Source organism: Streptomyces sp. NPDC048269, from assembly GCF_040652395.1.
Taxonomy (GTDB): Bacteria; Actinomycetota; Actinomycetes; order Streptomycetales; family Streptomycetaceae; genus Streptomyces.
In genome coordinates, this window is sequence record NZ_JBEZLW010000002.1 from 393,605 (window position 1) to 402,961 (window position 9,357).

6 protein-coding genes and 1 pseudogene are annotated in these 9,357 nt (G+C 71.3%); 3 read left to right on the plus strand and 4 right to left on the minus strand.

Going from position 1 to position 9,357, the window contains the following annotated elements; translation table 11 throughout:
• The first annotated feature begins 19 nt into the window (after positions 1-19).
• Positions 20-1,465 (plus strand): hypothetical protein, encoded by a 1,446-nt coding sequence (locus AB0D48_RS03950; RefSeq protein ID WP_362390426.1) that lies wholly within the window; start codon positions 20-22, stop codon positions 1,463-1,465.
• A gap of 86 nt (positions 1,466-1,551) precedes the next feature.
• Here the strand turns inward: AB0D48_RS03950 and erpA are convergent, their stop codons facing one another.
• Positions 1,552-1,908, minus strand: a complete 357-nt coding sequence (erpA, locus tag AB0D48_RS03955) for an iron-sulfur cluster insertion protein ErpA (RefSeq protein ID WP_030010511.1) — start codon at positions 1,906-1,908, stop codon at positions 1,552-1,554.
• A 301-nt stretch (positions 1,909-2,209) separates the two neighbouring features.
• On the opposite strand from erpA, the gene nadA reads away from it, so the two are divergent.
• Positions 2,210-3,397, plus strand: a complete 1,188-nt coding sequence (nadA, locus tag AB0D48_RS03960) for a quinolinate synthase NadA (protein WP_362390428.1) — start codon at positions 2,210-2,212, stop codon at positions 3,395-3,397.
• Positions 3,398-3,599: 202 nt separating this feature from the next.
• Here the strand turns inward: nadA and AB0D48_RS03965 are convergent, their stop codons facing one another.
• The 3 genes from AB0D48_RS03965 to AB0D48_RS03975 form a co-directional block, all read right to left on the minus strand.
• Entirely contained in the window at positions 3,600-6,743 is a 3,144-nt protein-coding gene (locus tag AB0D48_RS03965; protein WP_362390430.1) for an efflux RND transporter permease subunit, read from the minus strand.
• A gap of 146 nt (positions 6,744-6,889) precedes the next feature.
• Positions 6,890-7,627 (minus strand): response regulator transcription factor, encoded by a 738-nt coding sequence (locus AB0D48_RS03970; protein WP_362390432.1) that lies wholly within the window; start codon positions 7,625-7,627, stop codon positions 6,890-6,892.
• A 37-nt stretch (positions 7,628-7,664) separates the two neighbouring features.
• Positions 7,665-8,486 (minus strand): adenosylcobinamide-GDP ribazoletransferase, encoded by an 822-nt coding sequence (locus tag AB0D48_RS03975; RefSeq protein ID WP_362390434.1) that lies wholly within the window; start codon positions 8,484-8,486, stop codon positions 7,665-7,667.
• A gap of 70 nt (positions 8,487-8,556) precedes the next feature.
• Here AB0D48_RS03975 and AB0D48_RS03980 point away from each other — a divergent pair.
• Positions 8,557-9,264: pseudogene (locus AB0D48_RS03980) on the plus strand (hypothetical protein); the annotation flags it as partial.
• Between the last annotated feature and the right edge of the window lie 93 nt (positions 9,265-9,357).

Here is a 9,357-nt window from a genome sequence, read left to right on the forward strand (position 1 = left end):
CAGGTGAAGGAGCGATGCGGTGACCAGCGAAGAACCCGACACATCACGCGGCACACGACGGCGGCCGTCCTGGGCCATCGGCTCGATCGCGGCCGCCGTCCTGCTGGCCGGCGGCGGTACCGCGTACTGGGCGTCCACGGCCCACGGCGACGCGTCGGGCAGCCGTACGGAGAGCAGCACGGCCTCGGCGCCCCGTGACGCGGGCAGTCCCACGGCGCCCGGCATCGCGCCCGGGGAGCCGGACCCGTCAGGTGGCGGCGTGGTCTACCGGGCAGACGTCCCGCTGCCGGAGGCTCCGGCGTCCGCGCCCGGCTTCAGCGCGTCGGGGGAGGTCACCTCGGCGGAGGTGGCCCGCCTCGCGGCGGCCCTGGGGATCTCGGGCGCGCCACGGCTGAACGGGGACGTCTGGGTGGCCGGGGAGGCCGCCGACGGCTCCGGGCCGCGGCTCACGGTGACCCGTACGGCCCCGGGGACGTGGAACTTCAGCCGCTTCCAGGCGTCGGGCAACGGCGCCGGGGACGACTGCGTGCGCGGCAAGGACACCTGCGGCCCCGCCACCCTGCCCCAGGACGCGGGGAACGGCGGCTCCGGCACGTCCGCCGCCTCCGGCACGCCGGTGTCCGAGGAGGCCGCCAAGGCGGCCGCGCGCCCGGTGCTGGCCGCCGTGGGCCAGGAGCAGGCCAAGCTCGACGCCCGGCTCGTCCAGGGCGCGGTGCGGGTGGTGACCGCGGACCCGGTGATCGGCGGGCTCCCCACGCAGGGCTGGACCACCAAGGTGAGCGTGGCCGCCGACGGATCGGTGGTGGCGGGCAGCGGTGAGCTGAAGGCCCCGGTGAAGGCGGCCGACCAGCAGGTGGTCGGCGCCGTGGAGGCGCTGGCCCGGCTGAACGCGAAGTCGGGCGGCTCCGACGGCACCGGTACCGGTCCCAGTGGCTGCGCGACCTCGGTCCCGCTGGACCCGGACAACCCGCCGGGGCCCACGGACACGCCGCCGTGCAACCCGGAGCCGCGGCCCATGAAGCCGCCGCGTACGGAGACGGTCAAGGGCGCCGCGCTCGGCCTGGTCCCCGGGACGGTGGACGGGAAGCGCGGTCTGGTCCCGGCCTGGCTCTTCGAGGTGGCGGGCCAGGGCGGCGCCCCCGGCCACACGGTGGCCCAGCCGGCCGCCGCGCAGGAGACCACCCCCGGCCCGAAGAACGGTCGTACGGTGCCCGGATTCTCGTACGCGCAGGCCGACCGGAAGCTGACGGTGAACTTCTGGGGCAGCGTGTGCAGCACCTACGCGCTGGAGGCCCGTGAGGAGGCCGCGTCGGTCCTGGTGAAGATCACGGACACCCCGAACCAGCCCGGTCAGGCCTGCATCATGGTCGCCCAGGAGATGTCCCTGACGGCGACGCTCAAGGAGCCGCTCGGCGACCGGAAGGTGGTCGACGCGACCACGGGCAAGCCGCTCCCCCGGCAGTGATCCCGCGGACAGCGGACATGTGACGAGGGCCCGCCTCCGGTCGATCAGACCGGAGGCGGGCCCTCGTCGTGCAGCCTTGAGCCGGCTTAGCTGAACGAGTCGCCGCAGGCGCAGGAGCCCGTGGCGTTCGGGTTGTCGATCGTGAAGCCCTGCTTCTCGATGGTGTCGACGAAGTCGATCGAGGCGCCGTGCAGGTACGGGGAGCTCATCCGGTCGGTGACGACCTTCACACCGTCGAAGTCCTTCACGACATCGCCGTCGAGGGAGCGCTCGTCGAAGAAGAGCTGGTAGCGCAGGCCGGAGCAGCCGCCGGGCTGGACGGCGACGCGCAGCGCCAGGTCGTCGCGGCCTTCCTGCTCCAGCAGGGTCCTGACCTTCTCGGCGGCGGCGTCGGACAGGAGGATGCCGTCGCTCACAGTGGTCTTGTCGTCCTGTACGGACATCTGCATTCACTCCCGAAGTGGGCGGCTCCCCGCCGGAGGCAGGGAAACGTCGGACTCTTGCCGTCGGTGGCAACGAGCGGGACCGCGGATTCATTCCGGGACCCGACGCTTGTTTCAGACATTCATGCTCGCACACCGCGGGACGGGCGGACCGGTGGACCGACGGGCTGATGCGTCACATTGACACTATCGGCATCGTCAAAGTGACGTGAAGAGGTTATGATAGATAACGTCAAATAGACGAGAAGTCGAAGCGATAGCTCCAGAAGTCCCCAGAAGTCCTTGTCGCAGAACAGAAAGGGTGCGTGTCGTGACCACCGCCCAGCCTTTGGACGTCCAGCCGACGCCCCTTGCCCTGCTGCTGCTCGGCCGTGAGGCCGACCCCAAGAGCGAGCGCGGGGTGGAGTGCCCCGGCGACCTGCCCTCGCCGTCGGACCCGGACCTCGTGGCGCGTGCCCGCGCGGCGAAGGAGAAGCTCGGGGACAAGGTCTTCATCCTCGGCCACCACTACCAGCGCGACGAGGTCATCGAGTTCGCCGACGTCACCGGCGACTCCTTCAAGCTGGCCAAGGACGCGGCCGCCAAGCCGGGGGCCGAGTACATCGTCTTCTGCGGCGTGCACTTCATGGCCGAGTCCGCGGACATCCTGACCTCGGACGACCAGAAGGTGGTCCTGCCGGACCTGGCCGCCGGCTGCTCGATGGCAGACATGGCCACCGCCGAGCAGGTCGCGGAGTGCTGGGACGTGCTGACCGAGGCCGGTGTCGCCGGTGCGACCGTCCCCGTCTCGTACATGAACTCCTCCGCCGACATCAAGGCCTTCACCGGCAAGCACGGCGGCACGATCTGCACCTCGTCCAACGCGAAGAAGGCCCTGGAGTGGGCCTTCGAGCAGGGCGAGAAGGTGCTCTTCCTCCCGGACCAGCACCTGGGCCGCAACACCGCCGTCCGCGACATGGGCATGTCCCTGGACGACTGCGTGCTCTACAACCCGCACAAGCCGAACGGCGGCCTGACCGCCGAGCAGCTGCGGAACGCCAAGATGATCCTGTGGCGCGGGCACTGCTCGGTCCACGGCCGGTTCTCGGTCGACTCGGTCAACGACGTCCGCGCCCGCATCCCCGGCGTGAACGTCCTGGTGCACCCCGAGTGCAAGCACGAGGTCGTCGCGGCCGCGGACTACGTCGGCTCGACGGAGTACATCATCAAGGCGCTGGAAGCGGCCCCGGCCGGCTCCAAGTGGGCCATCGGCACCGAGCTGAACCTGGTCCGCCGCCTGGCGAACCGTTTCGCCGCGGAGGACAAGGAGGTCGTCTTCCTCGACAAGACGGTCTGCTTCTGCTCGACGATGAACCGCATCGACCTCCCCCACCTGGTGTGGACCCTGGAGTCCCTGGCCGAGGGCAACCTCGTCAACCAGATCCAGGTCGACAAGGAGACGGAGAGCTTCGCGAAGCTCGCCCTGGAGCGGATGCTCGCACTGCCGTAGCCACGGCACCGATCAGTGGAAGGGGCACCCCGACGGGTGCCCCTTTCGTTTGACCTCCCCGGCACGAAGGGGGAGTTGATTTTCACGGGACGGCACCGGAGGAGGACGAGGTGGGCGCCCACCTGTCGCTGGTCCAGGACGAAGCCGAAAGGGCGCCCCGCCGTTGCGGGACGCCCCTTCACCGTGCTTGCCGCCGGTCGGGTCAGACCGTGGCCGGGGTCTCGCCGTCCTGGGCGGACGACGGGGCCGGGACCACCGTCAGGCGGGCCTCGCTCTTGGCCGAGCGCTTGGCCCGGCGGCGCTCCTTGCGGAGTTCCACCATCGTGTAGAGGGTCGGCACCAGGAGCAGGGTCAGCAGGGTCGAGCTGACCAGGCCGCCGATCACCACGACCGCGAGCGGCCGGGAGATGAAGCCGCCCTCCCCGGTGACGCCCAGCGCCATCGGGAGCAGCGCGAAGATCGTCGCCAGGGCCGTCATGAGGATCGGGCGCAGGCGGTGCCGGCCGCCCTCGATGACCGCCTCGACGACGCCGAGGCCCTGGGCGCGGTACTGGTTGACCAGGTCGATCAGGACGATCGCGTTGGTCACGACGATGCCGATGAGCATCAGCATGCCGATCATCGCCGGGACGCCCATCGGGGTGCCGGTGGCGATCAGCAGGCCGAGCGCGCCGGTGGCCGCGAACGGGATGGAGACCAGCAGGATCAACGGCTGGACCAGCGAGCGGAACGTCGCGACCAGCAGCATGAACACGATCGCGATGGCCGCGAGCATGGCCAGGGCGAGCGAGCCGAAGGCCTCGTCCTGGTCCTCCGAGACGCCGCCGATGGAGGCCGTGGCGCCCTCCGGCAGGTCCAGGGCCTTGAGCTTGGTCTGGAGCTCGGCGCTGACCGCGCCCGTGTTGTCGCCCACCGGCTTCGCGGTGACGGTGGCGGCGCGGGCGCCGTCGATCCGGGTCATCGCGACCGGACCGGGGACCACCTTGACCTCGGCGATGTCACCGAGCTTGAGCGGGCCGACCGGCAGGGCCTGCAGCTGCGCCAGGGTGGTGGCCGGCTGCGCGGACTTGATGACGATGTCCCGTTCGGTGTTGTCCAGTACGGCCTTGCCCGCCGGGTTGCCCCGTACGGCCTGCGCGACGAGTCCGCCGAGCGCGGCCTGGTTCAGGCCCGCGTCCGCCGCCTTGGGGGTGGCGGTCACCGAGATCCGGGGCACGGACTGGGACAGGTCGCTCTGGACGTCGGTGACGTTCTTCAGCGTGGCCACCTCGGCCCGCACCTGCTCGGCGGCCTTGGCGAGGACCTCGCCGTCACCGGCCTTGACGACCACGCTGAGGTTCTGGCTGCCGAAGCCGTCGCCCGCCGCGATGCGGGTCTCGCCGATGCCGTCGAGCGCGGCCAGCTTGCCCTCGATCTGCTTCCTGACGCTCTCCGCCTTGCCGGAGTCCTTCAGGGTGACCTGGTACGAGGCCTGGTTGGAGCCCGTACCGCCGCCGAAGGCCGCGAGGAAGCCGGAGGAACCGACGGTGACCTGGTAGCTCTTGACGCCGTCGACCTGGGCCAGCGCACCCTCGACCTTGCGGCTCGCCTCGTCGGAGGTGGCCAGTGAGGTGCCGGGGGCCAGCTCCTGCTTGATGGTCAGGACGTCCTGCTCGCCCTGGTCGAAGAAATTGGTCTTCAGCAGCGGGGTCATCCCGAAGGTGCCGACGAGGACGACGACCGCGATCGCCACGCTCGTCAGGCGGCGCCGGGTGGCGAAGCCCAGGACACGGACGTACAGCTTCTGGAGGCGGCTGCGCGACTCCTTCTCCTCGGCCTCGCGGCGCGCCTTGGCGGCGCTCGCGGCGTCCCCGGCCGTCAGGCCCTTCGGGGCGCTCATGAACCAGTAGGAGAGCACCGGTACGACGGTGAGCGAGACGAGCAGCGAGGCCAGCAGGGAGGCGGTGACGGTCAGCGAGAAGGAGCCGAAGAGCTCGCCGATCATGCCGCCGACGAGGCCGATCGGCAGGAAGACGGCGACGGTCGTGAGCGTGGAGGAGGTGACGGCGCCGGCCACCTCCTTGACGGCGGTGAGGATGGCCTGTTCGCGCTCCTCGCCGTAACCGAGGTGGCGCTTGATGTTCTCCAGGACCACGATCGAGTCGTCCACGACGCGGCCGATGGCGATGGTGAGCGCGCCCAGCGTCAGCATGTTGAGCGACAGGTCGCGGGTCCAGAGCACGATGAGCGCGAGGACGACGGACAGCGGGATGGAGACCGCGGTGACCAGCGTCGAGCGCAGCGAGCCCAGGAAGACCAGGATCACGATCACCGCGAAGAGCAGACCGAGCAGGCCCTCGGTGGTGAGGCTGGAGATGGACTTGGCGACGGCCGGGCCCTGGTCGCTGACGACGGTCAGGTCGGCGCCGGAGCCGAGCGTGGAACGCAGCTCGGGGAGCTTGTCCTTGACGGCGCCGGAGATGGCGACGGCGCTGCCGTCCTTGTCCATGGTGAGGACGAGGGCGAGGCTGGGCTTGCCGTTGGTGCGGGTGAGGGAGACGGCCTTGGCGGCCTCCTGCTTCACCGTGGCCACGTCGCCGAGCCGGACGGCAGGCTTGCCCGGGCCGGGGCTCAGGCGCAGGTCCTCCACCTGGGCGAGCGAGGTGTAGCCGGCGCCGACGCGGACGGTCCGGTTCTTGCCCTCCTCGTCGAAGGAGCCGGCGGGCACGGTCGCACCGCCCGCCTGGAGCCCCTGGGCGAGGGCGGCGCCGTCGAGGCCGGCGGCCGCGAGCCCGGCGTTGTCGGGGGTGACGGTGACCTGCAGGTCCTGGACGCCGTCGACGGTGACCTGGCCGACGCCCTCGATGTCCGAGAGGACGGGGACGACGGAACGTTCCAGCTGGTCGGCGAGGGCCTGCTGGTCCTTGTCGGAGGTGACGGCGAGGATGACGGTCGGGATGTCGTCGGTGGAACCGGCCACCACCTGCGGATCCACCTCGGCGGGCAGCCGGACGCGGGCCCGGTTGACTGCCTGCTGGACGTCGGCGACGAGCTGCTTGGTCCCGCTGTCGCCGTAGTCGAAGGTGGCCATGATGAGGGCGTTGCCCTCGCTGGCGGTGGAGGTGATGCCGGTGATGCCGTCGACGCCCTTGAGCGTGGCCTCGATCGGTTCGACGACCTGCTTCTCCACCACGTCGGGCGAGGCGCCCTGGTACGGCGCGAGCACGGACACCATCGGCAGTTCGATGGACGGCAGCAGCTGCTGCTTGAGCTGCGGGATGGCTATGGCGCCGAAGAGGAGCGCGACGATCGACACGAGGCCGATCAACGCCCTTTGGGCAAGGCTGAAGCGGGACAGCCAGGACATGGGTATGAGATCTCTCTGCAGTGGCGAACGCGAGGGCCTTTTCAGCCTTTCGTACGCCGCGGCGCCGTTGCGTCGCTCGCAGGTCCCGTCCTTATCTGCGCCATACCGCGTCCGCAGTACGCCGCACTACTGCGTACTGCCGCGCGCTACTCCGCGCGCGGCCGGACCAGTCCCGATTCGTAGGCAATGACCACCAATTGGGCGCGGTCGCGGGCACCGAGCTTGGCCATCGCCCGGTTCACGTGGGTCTTGACGGTGAGCGGGCTGACCTCCAGCCGTCCCGCGATGCCGTCGTTGGACAGCCCCGCCGCCACGTGTACGAGGACCTCGCGCTCCCGGACGGTCAGCGCGGCGAGCCGCTGCGCGTGCGATCCGGCGCCGGCCGCGGCGGCGGCCGGGTCCGCGCCGCCGCCCTGCGCGAGGAAGGTGGCGATGAGCCCCTTGGTGGCTGCCGGCGAGAGCAGGGCCTCGCCGGCGTGTGCGACACGGATGGCGTTGAGGAGGTCCTCGGGCTCGGCGCCCTTGCCGAGGAAGCCGGAGGCGCCGGCCCGCAGGGCGGCGGCGACGTACTCGTCGACCTCGAAGGTCGTCAGCATCACCACACGCACGGCGGCGAGTTCCGGATCGCCGCTGATCATGCGGGTGGCGGCGAGGCCGTCGGTCCCGGGCATCCGGATGTCCATGAGTACGACGTCGGCGCGCGTCTGCCGGGCCAGCGCGTAGGCCTGCGCCCCGTCCGAGGCCTCCCCGACGACCTCCATGTCGGCTTCGGAGTCCACGAGCACCTTGAACGCGCTGCGCAGCAGGGCCTGGTCGTCGGCGAGCAGGACCCTGATCGGCGCGCCGGGCGCGGCAGTGGTCGGGTCCGTCGGAGTGTGGTCCACGGGGTGAGGGTACGCGGGCCCTTGGCGCCGGGCCGGGTCAGCCCAGGGCGAGGACGATCAGGGCGGTGGTCGCGGAGACCTCGGCCACGGCTCCGAAGACGTCACCGGTGACCCCGTCGAAGCGCCGGACGCAGCGGCGCAGCAGCAGTTCCGCGGCGAGCAGGGCGGCCAGGACCGCGGCCGCGTGCCGGCCGGCGGCCGGGAGGCCCAGCGGGAGGGCGGCAGCCGCGGCCACCGCCGCGGTCAGCGCCGCGACGGCGGCGGCCGCGGCGCGCGGGACCACCCCGGCGACCGCCGCGCCGAGCCCTTCGGGGCGGGCCGGCGGAACACCTTGGCGGGAGGCCAGGGTCATGGCCAGGCGGGCGGTCACGGCGGCGGTCACGGCGGCGAGGGCGCCGCGGATCCAGCTGTCGGCGTAGACGTCTGACAGGGCGGCCACCTGCACCATCATCATGATCACCAGGGTCACGACGCCGAAGGGACCGATGTCGGACTGCTTCATGATGCGCAGCGCGTCCTCGGCCGGTTTGGCGCTGCCCAGGCCGTCTGCCGTGTCCGCGAGCCCGTCCAGGTGCAGGCCGCGGGTCAGCGCTGCCGGCACCGCGACGGTGACGGCCGCGGCGAGCAGCGGTCCCCCGCCGAGCACCAGCAGGAGCACCCCGGGCACGGTGGCGAGCAGGCCGACGACCAGCCCGGCGAGCGGGGCGCAGGCCATGCCGGTACGGGCGGCGGGGCGGTCCCAGCGGGTGATGCGGGCGGGCAGCACGGTCAGCGTGCCGAACGCGAAGCGGACGCCGTCGAGGAACGAGGCGCGTTCCGGGGGCGGCGTCAGGAGCGGATCGTCGAACGAATCTTTCATCGGCGCGAACGCTACCGGCTCACCGCGGGCGGTAAATTACCCCATACGTTCCAAACAGGGAGTCAGTGGGATGGGTCACTGGTGGTATCGGAACATCCTCGAACCGGGGAAGCTGCCCTTGCTGCTCGCCCTGCTCTCGTTCGTGACCTCGTTCCTGGTCACTCGCGTGATCACCCGGATGATCCGGGCGGGGCGGGGGCCCTTCAAGAACGTCACCCCCGGCGGCGTGCACATCCACCACGTGGTGCCCGGGGTGATCCTCGTGATCATCGGCGGGTTCGGGGCGGTCGGCAGCGGCCGGTACAGCTTCGGCGCCCTGCTCTCGGCCGTCCTCTTCGGGCTGGGCGCGGGCCTGGTGCTGGACGAGTTCGCGCTGATCCTGCACCTCGACGACGTGTACTGGAGCGAGCAGGGGCGCAAGAGCGTGGAGATCGTGGTCCTGACGGCCGCGCTGGTGGCCCTGGTGCTCGGCGGGTTCCTGCCCTTCGGGGTCAACGAGCTGACCGCCGAGGAGCAGCAGAGCCGCGGGCTGGTCGTCATGAACACCGCCGGCAACTTCTTCCTGGCCCTGATCGCCCTGTGGAAGGGCAAACCCCGCACGGCGATCTTCGGGACGGTCATCCCCTTCGTGGCGCTCATCGGCGCGATCCGCCTGGCCAGGCCCGGGTCCCCGTTCGCGAAGAGGTTCTACGCCAAACGCCCGCGCGCCCGGGCCAAGGCCGGACTGCGGGCCTTCCACCACGACCGGCGCTGGGCGCGGCCTCGCCGCAAGTTCGAGCGTCTTCTTCGACGAGATGGAGTCCCTCTTCCGCACCCGCGGATCCGGCGTCAGCTCGGACGTGGAGAACACCATCGTCCCGCAGCTGCTCGC

Excerpts from the sequence above, each read along its gene's own strand:
- AB0D48_RS03975 (WP_362390434.1), bottom strand. The coding sequence starts at position 8,486 with ATGAAAGATTCGTTCGACGATCCGCTCCTGACGCCGCCCCCGGAACGC.
- AB0D48_RS03965 (WP_362390430.1), bottom strand. The coding sequence starts at position 6,743 with ATGTCCTGGCTGTCCCGCTTCAGCCTTGCCCAAAGGGCGTTGATCGGC.
- erpA (WP_030010511.1), bottom strand. The coding sequence starts at position 1,908 with ATGTCCGTACAGGACGACAAGACCACTGTGAGCGACGGCATCCTCCTG.